This window comes from Agarivorans gilvus, from assembly GCF_001420915.1.
Taxonomy (GTDB): domain Bacteria; phylum Pseudomonadota; class Gammaproteobacteria; order Enterobacterales; family Celerinatantimonadaceae; genus Agarivorans; species Agarivorans gilvus.
This window is the reverse complement of the sequence record NZ_CP013021.1, coordinates 3,015,368-3,034,729: the sequence shown is the minus strand read 5'-3', so window position 1 is coordinate 3,034,729 and position 19,362 is coordinate 3,015,368. Positions and strand designations below refer to the sequence as shown.

The window sequence follows — 19,362 nt, the reverse complement described above, 5'->3', positions numbered from 1 at the left end:
AACTATAATGTTGCGCTAAAAACCGCTACATTGAAACGCTAATCTCCCGCAGGAATGGTTTAAGTGAGACTATCGGCTAGCCAATTTCAATTCTTAATTGACCAGCTTCGGCAAGCACCGCAACAAGGTTTTCAGCAAGCTTGTATTCAGCTCAACAAGCTTGATCTGCTGGCTTGGTTAAATCAGCAACAACACACTACCCGCGGCTATTGGAAGAACAAACACCGCCAGCAAGTTGCTTTTATTGGCGCGGCAAAATCGGTATTAGACCTTGAACAACTGCAAGCGGTGAGTGAGCAGCTAGATAAAAGTAATAACCAATTACGCTTTTACGGTGGCATCGCCTTTTCCCAACAAAGTGCCCAGTGGCCAAGCTTTCCGCAGCATCGTTTCATTCTTCCGCGCTTTGAGATCCGCTGTGATGGTGAATACACGCGGCTGTTCGTTAACGCCAACTTCCAGCAACAACCCGAATTAGAATATCAGCGCATTAAACAAGCCTTTGCTGCGCTGCGCCCCAGCCGCCCCTTACCCGAAAATGCCACCAAGGCGCTGAGCCGCCAAGATCAACCCAATGCCCAACAATGGCAAAAGCTGGTTGATGAAGTCACCAGTGATGAATTTCAGCAGCACACCGCCAAAGTGGTCTTGTCACGGCAAACTTCTATTCAATTAAATGGCGAGATTAACCCCTTTACTCTGCTGCAACAATGGCAGCAAAAGGAGCCTAAATGTTATAGCTTTCTATTTCAGTTTGATGGCATTAACAGCTTTCTCGGTTGCAGCCCAGAGCGTTTATATTCACGCGAAGGCAGTCAACTGGTTAGCGAAGCGCTGGCTGGTACTGCGCCGCGAGGCGTCAGCCCAGAACAAGACCAGCAGCTGGGTCAACTGTTGCTGGAAGATGCGAAAAATCAACTGGAAAACCAATTGGTGGTAGAAGATTTAAGCCGCCGCCTGCAAGAGTTAAGCCTGCATGTTAATGCTCTAGAACAACTGGAGCTGGTGAAACTAGACCGAGTCCAGCATTTAAAACGCCGCATTCAGGCGCGCATCAGTCCCGCCCTAGCCGACCGTTCACTACTACAAGCACTGCACCCAACCCCAGCTGTGGGTGGCCTACCGCGTTCTTCTGCGGTAGAGTTTATTCTTAAAAATGAAGGTTATGCCCGCGGCTGGTATGCCGGCGCCGTAGGTTGGCTAAGCGGCGCTCAAAGTGAATTTTCGGTGGCCATCCGTAGCGCCTTAGTCAGCCCCCAGCAACTCAGTAGTTTTGCTGGCGCGGGCATTGTGGCGGGCTCGCAAGCAGCCCAAGAGTGGCAAGAGCTAAACCACAAAATAGCCACTATTTTGCAATTAGTGGATGAGGACGCACTGCTTGATTAAAAACATTAATATCGCTTGGGCCGAATGGCTAATAGAAGACTGTGTTCGCCATGGTATAAAGCACTTTTGCCTCGCCCCCGGTTCTCGTTCAGCCCCCTTAAGCCTAGCGGTGGCTCAGCACCCCGACTGTATTAGCCATTGTCATTTTGATGAACGCGGTTTAGGCTTTTTTGCCCTAGGGCTAGCCCGCGCCAAACAACAGCCGGTGGTCGTTATCACCACCTCTGGCAGTGCCGTTGCCAACCTTTACCCGGCGGTGGTGGAAGCGAGGCAAAATGGCGTACCCTTGGTGATTTTAAGTGCCGACCGCCCCAGCGAGTTAATTGGCATGGGAGCCAATCAGGCGATTCAACAGCAGGGCATTTTTAGCCACTATCCGGTCTATCAAGCGCAATTAAGCGAGCCCAGTTTAGCCAGCCCGCCACAAACCATGCTCACCCACTTAGGCCATGCCTTGGCCCAACAACAGCAGCAAGCGGGGCCGATTCATCTCAACTGTCCTTATCGCGAGCCCTTTTACCCAGAACAAGTTAAACAAGACTTAAGTGAACACGCACGTCCCTTGTTGGCTTGGCTAGCCAGCGATAACGCATATTATCGCGTGCAAGCTCAAACGATAAATTGCCAGCAACATCCCGCTTGGTTAACCCTGCGCCAGCAGCAACAAATTTTGGTAGTGCTTGGCCAACAAGCGTTAGCGCAAAGCCAGGCAATTGTCGATTGGGCGCAACAGGCGGGGCTACCGGTGTTAGTCGACTGCCAAAGCCACTGGCAGGCGCTGTCTTCTCAACAGCAAATGATTAGCCAAGCAGAATTGCTGCTCGCCAACCCTGGGTTTTCCGCCAACAGTCAAGCCAAGCTGGTGATTCAATTTGGGGGTAAGTTGGTGTCTAAACGGCTTGGCCAATATCTGGCAGACACTCAAGCCGAGCATTGGTTAATCGACCCTCATCACCAGGTGATTAACCCCTCTCACCGCATTCAGCAACGCTGGCACTGTGCTGCTCTAGCTTGGTTGCAAGCTCACCCACTAGCTGTTTCAAATGCTGAGAACCACTATTTTGCGTTATGGCGACACGCCCAGCAGCAGTTAGCACCGCTAGTAGAGCAAGCCATAAGCGACTATTCAGAGTTGGCAATTGTGGCGCAAGTGTCAGCATTACAGCCACCAAACACAGCCCTATTTATGGGCAATAGCATGAGTGTACGGCTATTTGAGTTACTCGGGCGGCCTTGTCGTGCCAGCCATTATTTAGCTAATCGCGGCGCCTCAGGCATCGACGGCTTGGTGGCGAGCAGCTGCGGAGTGGCCGAAGGACTGCAACAACGCTGTACCCTCGTTATTGGCGATACCTCGCTATTGCACGACTTAAACTCGCTGAGCTTAGTTGCACAAAGCAGTCAGGCACTAACCATTGTGCTGATCAATAACAACGGCGGTGAAATTTTTAATTTGCTGCCTCGTTTAACCAGCGGCGAACAACATCAACAGCTGGCGCGGGACTTTTTCCAGTTACCCCATCAAACCCAGTTTGCCAGCGCTGCCGCCTGTTTTGGTTTAGCCTATGCCAAAGTAGAAGATAAACAACAATTTAGCGATGCCTTCAAGCTGGCTCAGCAAAGCAAGCAAAGCTACTTAATTGAAGTTTGTGTGCCCTCTGGCGATGCCAGCGCCCGCTACCAAAGCTTAATTAATCAGGTTATTCAGCAAGATGCACTGTAGTGTTTATGGACAAGCTCAACACCCCTGCCTAGTGTTATTGCACGGCTTCCTTGGCTGCGGCCGTGATTGGCAGGAGCTGATCAGCCAGCTCAGCCAACACTATTATTGTGTCACCGTAGATATTCCCGGACATGGCATGAGTGCCCGGCAAGGCCTTAAGCCACGACATGCCTTTAAAGACTTTAGCCAGCAGTTAAGCCAGTGTTTAAAGCGCCTTAAGATCAACCAGTATTACTTGCTGGGCTACAGCCTTGGTGGCCGCTTGGCGCTGCATCACGCCTTATATGCACCCAAAGGCCTGCAGCACTTAATTATCGAGTCGGCCCACCCTGGCTTAAGCGACCCCGACGCCCGCCAACAACGCCTAGTGCACGACAACCGTTGGGCCGACCGTTGGCTAAAAGAACCCTTAGATGAACTGCTGCAAGAGTGGTATCAACAGCCAGTATTTGCCAACCTGACTGCGGCGCAACGTCAACAACTCATTAAACGCCGAGCCCAACAAGAGCGCTCAGGCCTAGCCGCCACACTACGTGCCTGTAGCCTAGGCTTACAAAGTGACCTCAGCGCTCAGCTGGAGCAGCTAAAAATGCCACTGGATTTTATCGGTGGTAGCCTAGACAATAAATACCAAGGTTTAGCCAAACGGCTACAACAGCAGCATCCGCGTCTACGTTGGCACAGCATCGAACAAGCCGGCCACAACTGCCATTTTGAACAACCGACACTGTTTCTTCAGCTATTGTCCAGTGTCTTAGCAACAACAAAGAGAAAGCCATGACTAACATTGACCGTTCCGCCGTAATTTGGCATGACGCCAACCAAGACTACCAAGATATTCGCTACCATAAGTCTGAGTGTGGCATCGCCAAAATTACCATTAACCGACCGCAGGTGCGCAACGCCTTTCGTCCACTCACCGTACAGGAAATGATGCACGCCTTAAACGATGCCCGCATCGACCCCGACATCGGGGTAATCATTCTTACCGGCGAAGGCGAATTGGCCTTCTGTTCCGGCGGTGACCAATCGGTTCGCGGCGACTATGGTGGCTACCAAGATGAACAAGGCACTCATCATTTAAATGTGCTTGATTTTCAAAGACAAATTCGCACCTGCCCTAAACCAGTAGTGGCCATGGTAGCTGGTTATGCGGTGGGCGGCGGCCATGTATTACACATGATGTGCGATCTAACCATTGCTGCCGATAACGCCAAGTTTGGCCAAACTGGCCCCAAAGTGGGTTCCTTTGACGGAGGCTGGGGTGCCAGCTATATGGCGCGCATCGTCGGTCAGAAAAAAGCCCGCGAAATTTGGTTTTTATGCCGCATGTATAATGCCCAAGAAGCGCTGGACATGGGTTTAGTGAATACCGTGGTGCCCTACGCCGAGCTAGAGAAAGAAACCGTGCAATGGTGTCGAGAAATGCTGCAAAACAGCCCAATGGCGCTGCGCTGCTTAAAAGCGGCGCTAAATGCCGACTGTGACGGACAAGCTGGTCTTCAAGAGCTCGCTGGCAATGCCACCATGCTGTTTTACATGACAGAAGAGGGTCAAGAAGGGCGTAACGCCTTCAATGAGAAGCGCCCTCCTGAATTTAATAAGTTTAAACGTAACCCCTAGTTTGCAATTGCGGCTTGGCTCCAGCTAACTGGATTTGACTCGACATCAACACACTGTTGGCTAAGCCAACAGTGTGCAAAGTAGAGAAAAACCTCGTTACGCTAGACTTATTGCCTATTGCAGCAGCCTACGGCTAAGTGATAGATTTATCGGGTAACTTGTATTTATCTTCGATGAATAAGGAGCTGACATGCTCTGCGATTGGCACAGTGCGACTCTCAGCCGTTACACTCAACAACTAGCTCAGCCACTACAACTGGGTAACTTTCAGTTACAGCAGCGGCAGGGACTATACCTTGAATTACGTTTCCAAGACGGTCGCCTTGGCCGTGGTGAAATCGCTCCATTACCCGGCTTCAGCGAAGAAACACTTGCTCAGGCTGAACAGCAAGTGATTGCCTGCCTGCAAGGCCATCCTCAACATCGACTCTACCCCAGCGTCGCCTTTGGCCTTGATTGTGCCATGGCCGGAGAGCCTCCCGAAGCCAACTTCAACGACAGTTGCTTACTGCTAAAAGGCGATTGGCAACACTGCCAGCAAATTCTAGAACAACAGCCTAGCGATTTAGCCAAACTAAAAGTCGCTCGACAATCGCCAAAACAAGATATTGAATTAATTCAAGCCCTACAAAAACACTATCCCCAGTTACGTCTGCGCCTAGACGCCAACCGCAGTTGGATTTGGAATCAGGCGATCTTTATTATCGAGAATATCGATTTATCACGTATCGAATACATCGAAGAGCCACTAAACAACCCACAACAATCTGCCATGCTGGCCGAGCGTACCGGTGTGGGCATTGGTCTTGATGAAAGTTTGCAAGACAGCAATTATCGCTATCGCTACTTCAAGGGATTAAAAGCATTGATTATGAAACCCAGTTTGCTAGGGCCATGGCATCGCTGTTTATCTTTATTGGAGCAAGCCCACGCCGATCAAGTAGCCTGTGTATTTAGCTCGGCTTACGAAAGCCGCTTAGGGCTGAGCTGGATTAAGGCGCTGGCGCAACAATATACGCCGAACCAGCCCGCCGGTTTAGACACCCTTAGAGCCTTTAGCGAAGCGCCTCCAGAGATAGAAATTATCCAACATTTTCAACATAATAGTTAAGGTGGCAAAGTACTGGGTGAGAACCGTAACGGCGTCATTCCAAGGCGCCTTAATAACATTTTAGTCAGTTTCATCCGGCTCGCAAAAAGCCTCATTCCGCTAACATTTCTTGTTCAACAATAATGCCAACTATGGCACTAAATTCAAAATCGACACCTTTAGGAAAACGTTTTCTTGCGCTGGTTCACAGAGTGAGAAGCATAATTAATAAACATCATAAGTGTACGAAAAAGCATCATTGGTCAGCTTTGCATTAGCGCCTAATCTGTTGCCGAGGAATGATTTATGGGGTGGCCTAAACGCCCCAACCTTAGCCAAAAATATATAACAAGCTGAATAGCAAGGAGCTAATAATGAAAAAACTGACTACCCTACTGTGCGCCCTAGCCATTGCGGTTTCCGCACCTGTTTTTGCCAAACCGGTAAAAATTGGTATGGCAATTGACGACCTTCGTTTAGAGCGCTGGCAAAAAGACCGAGACTTTTTTGTTGGTAAAGCTGAAGAGCTAGGTGCTGATGTTTTCGTTCAATCGGCCAACGGTAACGAAACGGCGCAAATTTCCCAAATTGAAAACATGATTTCACGCGGTGTCGATGTCTTAGTCATCATCCCTTACAACGGCATGGTGCTGGCCAACGTGATCGCAGAAGCGAAAGCAGAAGGCATTAAGGTATTGGCCTATGACCGTTTAATTAATAATGCCGATATCGACTTCTACCTTTCTTTCGACAACGAGAAAGTAGGTGAACTGCAAGCTGAAGCCTTAATTAAGCACAAAGCCAGCGGTAACTTCTTCTTAATGGGCGGTTCGCCAGTTGATAACAACGCCAAGCTATTCCGTCAAGGTCAAATGAACGTACTACAACCGCTAATCGACAAAGGCGACATTAAAGTAGTGGGTGACCAATGGGTTGATGGCTGGTTAGCTGAAAACGCATTAAAAATTATGGAAAATGCTTTAACTGCAAACCACAACGACATCGATGTAGTAGTGGCGTCTAACGACTCTACCGCTGGCGGTGCCATTCAGGCCTTAGAAGCACAAGGTTTAGCCGGTAAAGTTTATATTTCAGGTCAAGATGCCGACCTAGCCGCCGCTCGCCGCGTGGTTGAAGGCACCCAAACCATGACTATTTACAAGCCAATTAAACTGCTTGCTACCACCGCTGCCGAACTGGCTGTGCAACTGGGTAAAGGCCAAACCCCGACATCTAACGCTAGCTTAAACAACGGCACCAAAGACGTACCCGCTTACCTATTAACGCCAATTGCTGTCGATAAAACCAATATCGATCAAACCGTTATTGCCGACGGTTTCCATAGCAAAGCCGACGTTTACCAATAAGCCTACGTATCCACAGTAAATTCATAACAGCAGTATTAAGGGCGAGCTAAGGCCGCCCTTTATCAGGAGTATTTATGAGCGATAGTAGCTTATTAACGATGTCAGACATCGTTAAAAAATTCTCCGGCGTGATTGCGCTTAATGGGGTTAATTTCAGCCTGGAGCGCGGCGAAGTCGTGTCGCTTTGCGGCGAAAATGGTTCAGGTAAGTCCACCTTAATGAAGGTGCTCACCGGTGTTCATCCCTATGGTAGTTACGAAGGACAAATTATTTACAAAGGCGAGCCGCTGCAATCACGTAGCGTGCGCGACAGCGAAGAAAAGGGCATCGCAATTATTCACCAAGAGCTCACTCTGGTGAAGGAACTAAGCATTCTGGAAAACATCTTTCTTGGTGCCGAAATCAGCTCTTATGGCGTACTCGACCATAGCGCCATGTATAAACAAACCGCGGAATTGTTAAAACGAGTAAAACTGGATATTTCACCCGATACCGTGATTAAAGAACTCGGGGTTGGCCAGCAGCAATTGGTTGAGATTGCCAAAGCCCTGTCTAAAAACGCCGAAGTATTAGTATTAGATGAGCCTAGTGCTCCCCTAACCGAGTCAGAAACCCGTGTGCTATTAGACATCGTTAAGCAACTACGTACAGAGGGGGTGAGTTGTGTTTACATTTCTCACAAGCTCAACGAAGTAAAGGAAATTTCTGATCGTATCTGCATCATTCGCGACGGTGAACATATTGGTACTCAAGAAGCTAGTCGCATGAGCACCGATGACATTATCGGCATGATGGTAGGACGCGAACTTAAACAGCTATTTCCGCGAGAGGAGCATCCGATTGGGGAGGAATTCCTAAAAGTCGGCCCAGTGAATGCCAAAATCAGCAAATCAGCAAACCTTAAGCAAGTCGACAACCTCAGCTTTAGCCTACGTAAAGGCGAAATATTAGGGGTTGCTGGCTTGGTAGGCTCCGGTCGAACCGAGCTGATGCAATGCCTATTTGGCTCTTACGAAGGTGTTTACCAATGCCCTGTTGAGCTAGACGGCAAACCGATCAAGATCCGCCACAACCGTGATGCTCTCAACTATGGTATTGCCATGGTTCCTGAAGATCGTAAACGCCATGGTATTGTACCGATTATGGGAGTAGGCCAAAACATTACCTTGGCAGGTTTAAACCACTTCATCGGTTTGGGACAAACACTCAACGAATCGGCCGAACAAACGGCTATCAACGATTCGATAAAACGGCTTAAGGTGAAAACCGCCACTCCTGAATTGGCAATCAAAAGCCTCAGCGGCGGTAATCAGCAAAAAGCGATTCTAGCAAAATTTCTATTACTAAAACCACGCATTCTTATTTTGGATGAACCTACTCGAGGCATTGATGTTGGCGCCAAATATGAAATCTACAAGCTGATGTATCAACTGGTAAAACAAGGGATCAGTATCATCATGGTGTCTTCCGAACTCCCTGAAGTATTGGGCATTAGCGACCGCGTTTTAGTCATGCATGAAGGTAAATTAAAAGGCCTATTAGACAACCAAAATCTTACCCAAGAGATGGTAATGGATTGCGCGTTGGCCGAGGAGTAATAACCATGTCGAGTCAAGATACAACAGTAAACAACCCCGAGATCAAGCTCAGTTTGATCGACAGCCTGAAAAAAATGAAGCTACAAGTACTAGTAATGTTTGCGGCCATCGCCGTCATCATGCTGTTCTTTTACTTTGCCACCGATGGCAGCTACTTAACCCCACGTAATATCTCTAACCTATTACGCCAAACCGCGATTACCGGAATTTTGGCCATAGGCATGGTATTTGTGATTATTTCTGCTGAAATTGACCTCTCAGTCGGTTCGATGATGGGGCTATTAGGCGGCGCAGCGGCGATTATGGACGTTTGGTGGCAACTGCCTCTGCCACTCACCATAGTGCTGACTCTAACCGCAGGCTTGTTACTGGGTTTATGGAACGGTTGGTGGGTTGCTTACCGTAAAGTGCCTTCTTTCATCGTGACCTTAGCCGGTTTGCTTGCCTTCCGTGGCATCTTGATCGGTATTACAGGTGGTAGCACAGTTGCTCCCACCAGCCAAGAAATGGGCGTGATTGGTCAAAGTTACCTACCCGACATGTTCTCAATGGTTGCCACCGTGGGCGCGCTTGCGGTGTTCTTCGCTTGGCAGGGTAAACTGCGTAAATCTCGTACCGCCCATAACTTAAGCAATACCCCGGTTAGCAGCGACATTTTAAAATTTGGCCTGATTGCCATTGTTGCCTTGGGCTCAGTGCTACTACTCAACGATTACCGCGGCGTTCCTGCTCCGGTATTGGTATTAGTGGTATTGATGTTTGCCTTTGCCTTCATGGCCAAGAAAACCGCCTTCGGTCGTCGTATCTACGCCATTGGTGGCAACTTAGAAGCCAGCCGTTTATCTGGGATTAACGTAGAGCGCACTAAACTTAGCGTATTTGCAATTAATGGCTTATTGGTAGGGGTTGCCGGCCTCATCCTAGCCTCTCGCTTAGGCGCTGGTTCTCCTTCAGCGGGTAATATCGCCGAATTGGATGCAATTGCCGCCTGTGTTATTGGTGGCACCAGTTTAGCTGGTGGTGTGGGTACCGTATTTGGCGCAGTAATGGGTGCCTTCATTATGGCTAGCCTTGATAACGGCATGAGCATGATGGACGTTCCCACCTACTGGCAATCAATCATCAAAGGCAGCATCTTGCTACTTGCTGTATGGATGGATGTGGCCAGTAAAAAACGCGCATAATACCGTCTAGAGTTGCTCCTCGGAGCAACTCTTTTCCACTTTTTATTCCACTATATTATTTGCCAACCAAGCCACCGATTCACTAGGCTTATACTACCCGATGGCAAATTAGCACAGCGATGAACACAGCAAGGCTTCATGGCGCCTACCAACTATTTCGCTACAACAATATTTTGTTAGCCAGTGTGCAAGGCAGCTGCAATCTGGAGCTCATAAAACAATTTTGCCAAGAGTTTACACAACTGGGAAAACCGCTGGTTAAACCTTGGGCACATCTTGTGATGTTAGAACAATGGGAATTAACCGTTCCAGAAGCAGAGCAACACATTACTCACTTACAACAATGGTGTGTCGAACGAGGCATGAGCCACGTTGCTCAAGTATTTAGTTTCTCGCCGCTAAAACAATACCAATTAGAGCGAATGCTGCCCGATGAACAGCGTTATACTAAGCGCGTTTTTAAAGACGTTAACTTAGCCAGCCAATGGCTCAGCGAACAAGGTTTTAGTTGCGCTGAAAAACTCTGTTTCGTGAAACACAAACCCAGCATGATCCAACGTCACTTTGAAAAAGTCGCCTAGGCCAGCGACGACGAAGAAGGCAATTGATAATAACTAAATTGATTTCGGCCATTGGATTTTGCCTTGTACATAGCATGATCGGCCTTACGGATCAGCTCTTGGGCTTCCACTCCGTCATCGGGATACAGGCTGATACCAACGCTGGCATAAACCGGCTGAATGTGTAGCCCCAAATTCACTTCTTTGGCCAAGCGCCGTAATACGGCATTGACTACCTCGTCAGCCTGCTGAGTTTCGCCGATATCTTCCAAAGCCAACAAAAACTCATCACCGGCGAAGCGAGCTAACAAGTCACCCACCCTTATTGTTTCATGCAAAACCTTGGAGACCTCTTGCAGTAGGCGGTCGCCTGCTTCATGGCCCAAGCTATCGTTAACCTGCTTAAAGTTATCTAAATCAATAAAAACCACCGCCAGCTTAGTCTTTTGCGCCGCCGCTTTGGCAATCAATTTACGCAGCTGTTCCATAAACAAAGCACGGGTTGGCAAACCGGTTAGACTGTCGTGATTGGCCATATAACTGAGGTTGGCTTCGTTGCGTTTAAGCTCACTGATTTGTCGATTAATCTGTAACGACATTGCCTCAAAACTGCGCGCCAACAAACCCAGTTCATCGTTCCGATGACGGGGTAGTAAATGGGTATTGCTGGCCTGCTCGGAGGAAAAGGATTTCACCGCCAACACCATGTTACGAATAGGCTGGGAAAGAAACTTAGCAAACAATAATGAGGTGAGTAACCCCGCTAAACTTAAACCCAAGCTCACCTTGATCATGGAGCCAGCCAAACTGTCGATAATATGCCTTAAACTTGGCAGCGGACTGGCCAAACCTAGTACTGCCATTTTCGACTGTTGCTCTGGCCCATAGAATACCGGAATGAACGATACCGCCCGCTGATGCCCAACCTCACTAGAGGCTTCCAGCACATAACTTCGGGGTCTTAAATCATCAAATAAGCCAGCTAACTTAGGAAAATCCTGCTGTATTAAATAGCGGTGGCCAAAATGAAAACCGAACTGTTTTTCCGGATCAGGGTGCAGTAAGTAGTCGCCTTGCTGGTTAGCCAAGTAGATTTCTACCCCTTCTGGCAAGTCGGCTTGCAGTTGGCTAAATAGGGAAGCCAAACCTAGGTTGACCACGACAACCCCCACCGCTAAATCGTCAACATACACCGGGGCGGCGATTTTTAAGGTCGGCTGATGCTGGCCAAGCTTCACACCTTGTTCACTATGTACATCTACCTCGGAGATATAACTGCCATTTGGTGGCAAACGTAGGCTGCGAAACACATAAGGGTAGTGAGATTTTTCTTCTAACTCACTTGGCTCCACCTCGCGCAGGCCCGCGCCCGAGCGCTCTACCCTGACCACTTCTCTGCCATAATTAGCCGCGCCAATTAAGCGCAGCTGAAAATAGCTTTGGTTTAAACGTAGCTTTTGCTTGAAAATGTCCGCCATATGCTGGGCCGCCAAGGGACTATTGTCGGCTGAGAATACTGTTTTAGCGGCAGGAATTTGGCTAAGAAAGGCGACATCTTTGGCAATCGCGGCAATATCGTTTGTAAATTTGCGGCTCAATAACTGGGTAGTAGTCGCCAACTCGCGCTCGGCGCTTTTAGCCAATAAGCCGCGACTCTGATGATAGCTGACCGTGGCGGTGACAACCGAGGCAATCACACCAAACAAGGCAAACCACATTCCATATTTAAGAGCGATACTCTTCATCACAACGGCGGCACCTTAGCTATTTGCTTGCCGCTGATGATCTTCTGCCAATATTGACTACGCAGCTGTTGGTCCTCGACCTGTTGCAGCCAGATAATTTTGTCTTCGGCTAAGGAATGAGCCGCTGGCACGATGGTATTTGCCAAACCTTGGCGCAAGGTCAACTGCTGACTCACCCAAGATTCCAAACTATAGTTGATCCACTTTTCGGCTAAACTCTTGTTTCTCACACCTTTAGCTATTGCCCAACAGTCTAACCACGCCAGCGCGCCCTCTTCAGGAATGGTGTAACCCACCGCCGCTCCACTATCGAGTAGCATTTTTAATTGTTGCGTGCCGTAGTTGGCAAACAACAAGGCTACATCCTCTTGCAGAAATAAGTCCTGCGCCTGCTCTGGTGACTTATAAAAGGTTAAAATATTACGGCGTAAGGCCACCAAACTCTGGCTGGCTTCGGCAAATTGCTGCGGTTCAAGTTGAAAGGGATTACTTAAACCATTGTATAAGGCCGCCAAACTAAAGTTATGGGCACTGCCATTGTAGGCTAAAATTTTTGCCTGATATTGTGGGTCCCACAATACTCGCCAAGAACGAGGCGGCTCAACAAAGTAATTTAAGTTATAAATCAGTCCCATTTCCGAATAGGTATAAGGAATGGCATACAGCTTCTGCTCACGCACTATACCCGGAATGGTACTAAGAGGTTTAAAACGGGGTAATTGCTGAGCTAAGTTAGGAATGTTTTCTGGAGTAATTGGCAGCGCCAATTGCTGGTCAATATAACGTTGCAGCTCTGCTGTATTCACCGCAAATACGTCGTAATCCGCCGCCTGATTTGCTTGCATTCGCTGCCACATATCATCGTCATTGGTGATATAACTGACTTTTAACTTTACCTGATAACGCGCTTCAAATTTAGCTACCACGTCAGGGTCAGCGTAACCTGGCCAAGTTAAGATTCTCAAATCGATAGATTCGGCAGCGCTAACGAGCCCGCTCAAGCCCAAGCAAGCCCACATCGTTATGCTTAGATACCATCTTGTGTGCCGATGTTCCATCATCTGTCTATCCATGCTGATAAAGTAACAAGAATGTCAATTATTATAAGTACCGTCAACTGTACCGCGATTAAAGTGGATTTTCGCTCATTAAGGTATAGCTAAATTTGTTAAGCTCTGCTCGAAAAAATTAACCTTATGCTAACAATTGAGCGAGTAGCTTGAAATAGCGCTGCAGCGCTTGGCCGATTTCCGCCAAATGCTGAGAGTCGGGGTAGGCGCCAGCTTTAGCCAATTCACTTTGCTTCGTTCCCGCCACTAGGTAACTATTTTTAAGTAAATCATTGGCCTGTATCCATGCTTCAAATGCTCGCGCCATCATCTCTGTAGGTACACTAAAATAGCGTTGTGCTAGGCGCTTATCTAAAGCCACCGAGCGCCGAACGTAGTCGTGAGCCTGCTCGCCTTGCTGGCTAAGAAAGGCACTGGCGAATACTTGATCTAAGCATTGATTCAAAGGATGCGAGCGCTGCGGCTCATCGGCCAACCAGCGGCTAGAAGCAAACGCTAAACCCTGAGCCGGAGTAACAAACAATTTATCCGCCATGTAATGGTCAAAGGCATGCCACCATTCGTGGGCTAGCGCACCAGCGCCGGCATTTTTGGCTAAGGCTAAACAACGCCGAGCCGGTGCGTAATGCGCCTGCACATTACGCTGCCCGCCGCTGCCAAAAGCCAAACTTAAACTGCCACGTAAACCCAAGGCCTTAGGAGGTAGATTTAATAAAAAGGCCAAATCAGCCAAGGCATCAAATACCAGCTCTGCTGCGCGTACCTTCTCCTGCTGAGATACCCAAGCTCCTACCGTTAAACTGGCGAAACCAAAGGTATCTTTAATGTCGGCAAAATCAACCTTATCGCCATGCCGGTAATCCGGGCCGCGCCGATAGTAATCACGAAACAGCGACGATGACTTATTTTGCTGCGCTAAAGCCGCCTTATCTTCTGCGCTGCGCGTCATCAGCTAATACAGACCTTGCCCGCCTCAAAGTCCACAAAATGACTAATGCTGGGCAAGCTATCTTCTTGATGGTGAGTCACATAAACCAAGTGGCTAAGTTGATGTTTAGCGACTTGCTCTAAGGCTTTAAGTACGGTACTACGGGCTAAGAAATCTAAGCCCTGACAGGGCTCATCTAACAATAACAAACTAGGGGCTTTTACCAAGGCGCGGGCAATAATTAATACCCGTTGCTGGCCATAAGACAGCGACTTAAAGTCGCGTTTTTCAAGATCTTGCATGGCAAATAAACTGAGCCATAAACGCGCCTGCTGTAACTCTAACTCACTGGGCTGTTGGTAAATACCTATTGAATCATAAAGTCCCGATAACACCACTTCTAAGGCGCTGCAATTAACCCGATACTGCAGATGTAAGCTGGCCGATACCATGCCTATGCGTTGTTTCACTTGCCAAATGCTTTCACCACTACCTCGGCGATAACCTAGAACCTCAATATGATTGCTATAACACTGGGGGTGGTCACCAAAAATTAAATTTAATAAGGTGCTCTTCCCACAGCCATTAGGGCCACGCACCTGCCAATGTTGGCCGGGATGAATTTGCCAGTTTAAACCGCTAAACAAAACCTCACCGGCATAACTCACCTGACCATCATGGATCGCAAATAATGGATCGGGCAACTCTGGCGCTTGAAATTGGCGCAAGGCGGCCACAATGGCTTGTGATTGTTGCTCAGCTTGCTGCTGCAATAGTTGGCGCTCGGGGTGTTGTCGCCATTGCTCGATACTAAGCTGCTGGTTTATCCCCTGCTCATCAAGCACCGCCACGTGAGTAATCACCTTGGGTAGCTCTTCGTCTCGCGAGGTAATCAGCAATAATTGACATTGTTTGGCAAGATCGTCCAATAGCTTAAGTAGTTGCTGTTGATGAGCAAAATCGAGACCAGCAAATGGCTCATCTAGGATCAGCAATTGCGGCTGCTTCAATAAGGCCAAAGCCAGCATTAACCGGCGGGTTTCACCAGTGGACAACAAACGAAATCCTCGTTGTAACAAAGCGCTTAAATCACACTGCTGCACGACTCGCTCGATTTGCTCAACTTGCGTAGAGGCCTTGGCTAGCAGCTCCGCTACGCTGTGGCCACTGTCTTGCACGTCGCTAAAATCGCTATCGTCATCGGCCAACTCGGCTTCCAATAAGGCCTGTTGCTGTTCTAATGACACTAGGGCTATGCGCTCAGGCCGCTGACTCAGCTGGCCGCGTTCGGCCTTGAGCTCACCATTTAACCAGGCACCTAACAAGGACTTGCCACTACCACTATGACCAAATAAGGCCCAGTGTTGAGAGGGCGCTAACTGCCAGTGTTTTATGGCTAACTGGCGTTGACCGGCAAGCAACAATACATTCTCAATAATCATCTATCGTGACATCCTAACTTGGCTTAGCGAAATAGCGCCTCAGCCAATACACAGCCTGGTGTATTAATGCAATGAAGTGCCCCTAAGAGCAGAGAAATGTGGGGCTTTAGTGGTGGCAGAGTAGCAAAAGCATGGCAGGCGTGGCAAACCATGCTGCCAATACATAAACGCGGCAAGCTTAGGAAGAGTGTTTGTGGCTATTATCCTGATGATGCGGTAGCTCTTTATTTAAGGCGGTATGTAAATAAGCGTAATCGATTTTGTCCTGTTGCTGTTTTTCATAAAGCCGTTGCTGTTGATAAGCGCGTAAGCGTTTCACTTTGTCTTGTAACGGGTCGGTCCAAGCGATATACAACAGCACACCTAGGCTGAGCATACTAGCGGTACTGAACATTGCCGCAAGTGAAGATTCAACCAAGGTACTAGTGAAAATCATATTAAGAATATGCACCACCGCGATAGCTACCAACAGAAGGCGACCGTGCAAACTGTTAAATAATAATGAGTAACTGGCCAGTAAACTGAGGAATAACAAAGCGAGTGCAAATTCAAAACGCAGTGGAAATATCCATACTCGCGGTGCTAACTGATTGTCTGAATAACCGCCGCTAAAAGCGGTCGCGAGAAAGGCCAATAATGCACACATTACGTAACCATTGATAGCCCATTTCAGCATCTTGGTATGTGTCACGGCTAAGCCCTTCTGTACTTCTTCACCCTAGTTTAAGTATACGATATGATGCGTTTGAGTATCATCATAGCAAGCGTGAGCTAGCTAACAGCTTCTAATAAAGCTTTAGCTATCGAGATCGAATACCGCGCGATTACGCCCCTGATTTTTGGCCTGATATAAACAGGCATCGGCCATTTCCAATAACTTAGCCGGTTCTAATACATCATCCGGTTCAACTAGCACCGCCCCCAAACTGATGGTGAGCACCTTGGCGATATTCGAGCCTAGATGTTCTATCTGTAAAGCGGCCACCTCATCCACTATTCGTTGCGCCATGAGAGGCAACTCTTGTTTGTTGGCGTCAGACAGCAAAATGGCAAACTCTTCACCGCCTACTCGCGCCACACAATCGTCGCTACGCTGTACCACTTTTGATAGGGCTTGGGCCACTTGCTTAAGTGCTTGGTCCCCTGCACATGCCCATAGTGGTCGTTATACGCTTTAAAAAAATCGATGTCGGCCATCATCACCGCAAATTGCGATTTACGCCGGCGCGCACCGGTAACGGCTCGACTTAACTCTCGCTTAAACGGCCGCCGATTAACCAAACCGGTCAGCTCATCGGTTTCGGCCAATACCTGTAGCCGTTCATTCACTTGCAGTAGTTCGTTTTGTAAGCGCGCCATAGCAATATGGTTTTTTTCGCTAATCAGTAAACCGCTAACCGCAGCGGCAAATTGACTCAGCAAAATCACTTGATGTTCATCCATGGTGACGCAACTTTTTAGACTGGCGCAGGCCAACAAACCAAAGGATTTTCTACCATCACTCAACGGCACGCCAATGAAGGAGTTAATCTTCATTTTTTTCAACAAAGCATACTCATTGGGGGCAATGCGCCGCAGTTTGGCAACATCTCTCACCACTATCGGTGCCACATTAACCATCCGCCGCTTGAGTTGCCCAAGGGGACTTAAATCTATACTTTCAAAGGGATTTTGCTGCCCGGGCAAGGCCCAAACATCACGATACACCGCTTGCTGGCGCTCAAACTCCAGCACCGCCACTAATTCAACTGGAAATAAACTAGCAATGGCTGAACTTGCCCGTTGCAACAAGGCTTTAGTGTTATTAGGTTTTTGATTTAAAAACGCCAAGGAAATCTCGGATAACAATTGGTTGGCGTCGGTTTGCCAGTTAAGCTCTTCGGTGCGCTGCTGAACACTTTCTTCCAGTTCCTGATGATATTGCTGCAACGCCTGCTCGGCTTTCATTCGTGCATCTAAACCCACTTGCAAACGTTGTTGTAATTGCTGCATAGAACTGGCCACCAAGCCAATTTCATCACTGCGCTGTAACAAGCGACTGGGCAAGGGCACAAGCTCTTGCTGCTCGGTAAAGATTTGATCGGCAGTATCGGCCAACAAACGCAGATCGCCAGTTACCAGATAGCCCACCAACAATAAAATAATCAAACTCATCAGAAAGGTTTTTAAGCCATTAGTGAATAAAATCACCAAAGCCTGCGCGGTAATATCTTGCTTAATTAAGGACAGATCTAAACCTATCCTTAATTCGCCCAAAACCACTCCATGCCAATTGAGTGGGTAGAGATAAGATTTTTGCTTAGCCACCTGCTGTCCAAGCTGCACATCAACGCCGCCTATTGAGTTTAATTCCACCGCGGCGACGTATTGCTGTTGTACCAAGCCTCGTAATAACTTCTCCAGTAGCTGCTGATCGCTCTGCCAAACAGCCCGTTCAATCGTTGCTAAGTTAGCGCGATTATAATCATCCACCCAACTTTCAGCGTGTCTCACCGCCCCCATATAGTTAAAAGCTAGCTGAATCGCCACCGAGAGTAAGGCAAACAAGGTGCTGGCACTGATGATCAAAATCACCAAACGTTTAGCGATCGGAGTTTTCAATTGAAATCGGCCTGCCATGTTACATTCCACGCTTACTGAATGAAGCCAAAAGGATGCGCAAAATCGAACGACAAATTACTAAAATCCAGCTGTTGCCAATTTTTATCCTTAATTAATTGAAAGGTGGCAGAATGGGGTTCTAGCAGCATAAACAAGGGCGCATCCACCTTCTTAGCTAATACTTCGCCAAGACTATGCTGCTTAATCATCGCTAAACCCCAGCCCACGGTGGCAAAATGGCCTCCTGCTAATGCGCTAATTTGCCCTTGTTCGCGTAAATTTAAGGCTCGCTCAGATGTATTAAAGGTGGCGATAAACAAATCTTTACCGGCTTGTCTGCCTAGCTCTTTGCTGGCCTGAATACTGCCAAAAGCCATTTCATCGTTCGCCACCCATAAATACTTCAAGTTTGGGTAGCGTCGCAACAACATCAGTGTTTGTTGGTAGCCTTGTTGCTCATTCCAATCAGCATAAACCACTCGCTTTAACTCTAACTGCGGCTGCTGCTGAAAAAAATGCTTCGCTCCCGCCTCGCGCTGAATAGAGGCTGGGGTAAGTTTATCTCCAGAAATAATCGCCACTTCCCCAGCTAGCTCACCGCTAGCAAGATGCATAGCACGAGCCGCCTGATAGCCGGCCCAATAGTTATTTGGAATTAAACTAGAGAGTAAGTGCTGCTGCCAATAAGGCTGTTCGAGCATACTTTGGTGTTGCACATCGATATCGTTCAGCGCTACCAATACATAGACATTTTGGCCCTCCAATAAGCGCAGCATCTTTGGCAAAATTTGCTTTTCATTCACCAAAATCAAGTAGTCGGGAAGTTGCTGCTGGGCAATCATCTGCTCTAAATGACGAATCATTGAATAATACTTGCGCTGAGCGTGAAAGGTTCGAAAGTCGAGCGCTAAATCTTCCGCCACCGCGCCAGCAAAGCTATCAACATCATGCCAAAAGCTCTCGTCGGACTTACCCGGGTTAAAAAAAACCACTGAAGTTTGTCCCCAGGCTAGGCTACAAAATAGCAACAAAAAGGGCAGAAAAT

At 48.1% G+C, this 19,362-nt stretch carries 15 protein-coding genes and 1 pseudogene; 9 read left to right on the top strand and 7 right to left on the bottom strand.

Annotation, left to right across the window (positions count from 1 at the left end; translation table 11 throughout):
• Nucleotides 1-63 precede the first annotated feature (63 nt).
• The 9 genes from AR383_RS14250 (at nucleotide 64) to AR383_RS14210 (ending at nucleotide 10,552) form a co-directional block, all read left to right on the top strand.
• Complete coding sequence (locus AR383_RS14250) at nucleotides 64-1,386, top strand: isochorismate synthase (RefSeq protein ID WP_055733735.1); 1,323 nt, start codon at nucleotides 64-66, stop codon at nucleotides 1,384-1,386.
• The gene (gene menD, locus AR383_RS14245; protein WP_055733734.1) at nucleotides 1,379-3,109 is read left to right on the top strand and encodes a 2-succinyl-5-enolpyruvyl-6-hydroxy-3-cyclohexene-1-carboxylic-acid synthase; all 1,731 of its coding nucleotides are present in this window, start codon (nucleotides 1,379-1,381) and stop codon (nucleotides 3,107-3,109) included. Before AR383_RS14250 ends, menD begins: the two co-directional genes overlap by 8 nt.
• Entirely contained in the window at nucleotides 3,099-3,890 is a 792-nt protein-coding gene (gene menH, locus AR383_RS14240) for a 2-succinyl-6-hydroxy-2,4-cyclohexadiene-1-carboxylate synthase (RefSeq protein WP_055733733.1), read from the top strand. Before menD ends, menH begins: the two co-directional genes overlap by 11 nt.
• The gene (gene menB, locus AR383_RS14235) at nucleotides 3,887-4,732 is read left to right on the top strand and encodes a 1,4-dihydroxy-2-naphthoyl-CoA synthase (protein ID WP_055733732.1); all 846 of its coding nucleotides are present in this window, start codon (nucleotides 3,887-3,889) and stop codon (nucleotides 4,730-4,732) included. Before menH ends, menB begins: the two co-directional genes overlap by 4 nt.
• Before the next feature lie 190 nt (nucleotides 4,733-4,922).
• On the top strand, nucleotides 4,923-5,843 hold the full coding sequence (gene menC / locus AR383_RS14230) for an o-succinylbenzoate synthase (RefSeq protein ID WP_055733731.1): 921 nt from the start codon (nucleotides 4,923-4,925) through the stop codon (nucleotides 5,841-5,843).
• Between the two features lie 353 nt (nucleotides 5,844-6,196).
• Nucleotides 6,197-7,189 carry a D-xylose ABC transporter substrate-binding protein gene (gene xylF, locus AR383_RS14225; RefSeq protein ID WP_055733730.1) on the top strand — a complete coding sequence of 331 codons (993 nt, stop codon included), beginning with the start codon at nucleotides 6,197-6,199 and terminating at the stop codon, nucleotides 7,187-7,189.
• A gap of 74 nt (nucleotides 7,190-7,263) precedes the next feature.
• Nucleotides 7,264-8,787: a xylose ABC transporter ATP-binding protein gene (locus AR383_RS14220; protein ID WP_055733729.1), complete on the top strand. Its 1,524-nt coding sequence runs from the start codon at nucleotides 7,264-7,266 to the stop codon at nucleotides 8,785-8,787.
• Between the two features lie 5 nt (nucleotides 8,788-8,792).
• Nucleotides 8,793-9,971 carry a sugar ABC transporter permease gene (locus AR383_RS14215; RefSeq protein ID WP_055733728.1) on the top strand — a complete coding sequence of 393 codons (1,179 nt, stop codon included), beginning with the start codon at nucleotides 8,793-8,795 and terminating at the stop codon, nucleotides 9,969-9,971.
• A gap of 119 nt (nucleotides 9,972-10,090) precedes the next feature.
• The gene (locus AR383_RS14210) at nucleotides 10,091-10,552 is read left to right on the top strand and encodes a hypothetical protein (protein ID WP_055733727.1); all 462 of its coding nucleotides are present in this window, start codon (nucleotides 10,091-10,093) and stop codon (nucleotides 10,550-10,552) included.
• Here the strand turns inward: AR383_RS14210 and AR383_RS14205 are convergent.
• The 7 genes and pseudogenes from AR383_RS14205 to AR383_RS14170 all read right to left on the bottom strand — a co-directional run bounded on the left by AR383_RS14205 (nucleotide 10,549) and on the right by AR383_RS14170 (nucleotide 19,309).
• Complete coding sequence (locus AR383_RS14205) at nucleotides 10,549-12,276, bottom strand: diguanylate cyclase domain-containing protein (protein WP_055733726.1); 1,728 nt, start codon at nucleotides 12,274-12,276, stop codon at nucleotides 10,549-10,551. The two genes, AR383_RS14210 and AR383_RS14205, sit on opposite strands and share 4 nt — an antisense overlap.
• Nucleotides 12,276-13,277 (bottom strand): extracellular solute-binding protein, encoded by a 1,002-nt coding sequence (locus AR383_RS14200; RefSeq protein WP_229711216.1) that lies wholly within the window; start codon nucleotides 13,275-13,277, stop codon nucleotides 12,276-12,278. Before AR383_RS14200 ends, AR383_RS14205 begins: the two co-directional genes overlap by 1 nt.
• 193 nt (nucleotides 13,278-13,470) lie before the next feature.
• Complete coding sequence (locus AR383_RS14195) at nucleotides 13,471-14,295, bottom strand: CLCA_X family protein (RefSeq protein WP_055733724.1); 825 nt, start codon at nucleotides 14,293-14,295, stop codon at nucleotides 13,471-13,473.
• Nucleotides 14,295-15,716 carry an ATP-binding cassette domain-containing protein gene (locus tag AR383_RS14190; RefSeq protein ID WP_055733723.1) on the bottom strand — a complete coding sequence of 474 codons (1,422 nt, stop codon included), beginning with the start codon at nucleotides 15,714-15,716 and terminating at the stop codon, nucleotides 14,295-14,297. Before AR383_RS14190 ends, AR383_RS14195 begins: the two co-directional genes overlap by 1 nt.
• Nucleotides 15,717-15,894: 178 nt before the next feature.
• Nucleotides 15,895-16,407 carry a hypothetical protein gene (locus AR383_RS14185; protein WP_157051749.1) on the bottom strand — a complete coding sequence of 171 codons (513 nt, stop codon included), beginning with the start codon at nucleotides 16,405-16,407 and terminating at the stop codon, nucleotides 15,895-15,897.
• Between the two features lie 105 nt (nucleotides 16,408-16,512).
• Nucleotides 16,513-17,663 (bottom strand): annotated as a pseudogene (locus AR383_RS22155) (sensor domain-containing diguanylate cyclase).
• A gap of 686 nt (nucleotides 17,664-18,349) precedes the next feature.
• A complete protein-coding gene (locus tag AR383_RS14170) occupies nucleotides 18,350-19,309 on the bottom strand; it encodes an ABC transporter substrate-binding protein (protein WP_229711217.1) in 960 nt (319 codons plus the stop codon).
• Nucleotides 19,310-19,362 lie beyond the last annotated feature (53 nt).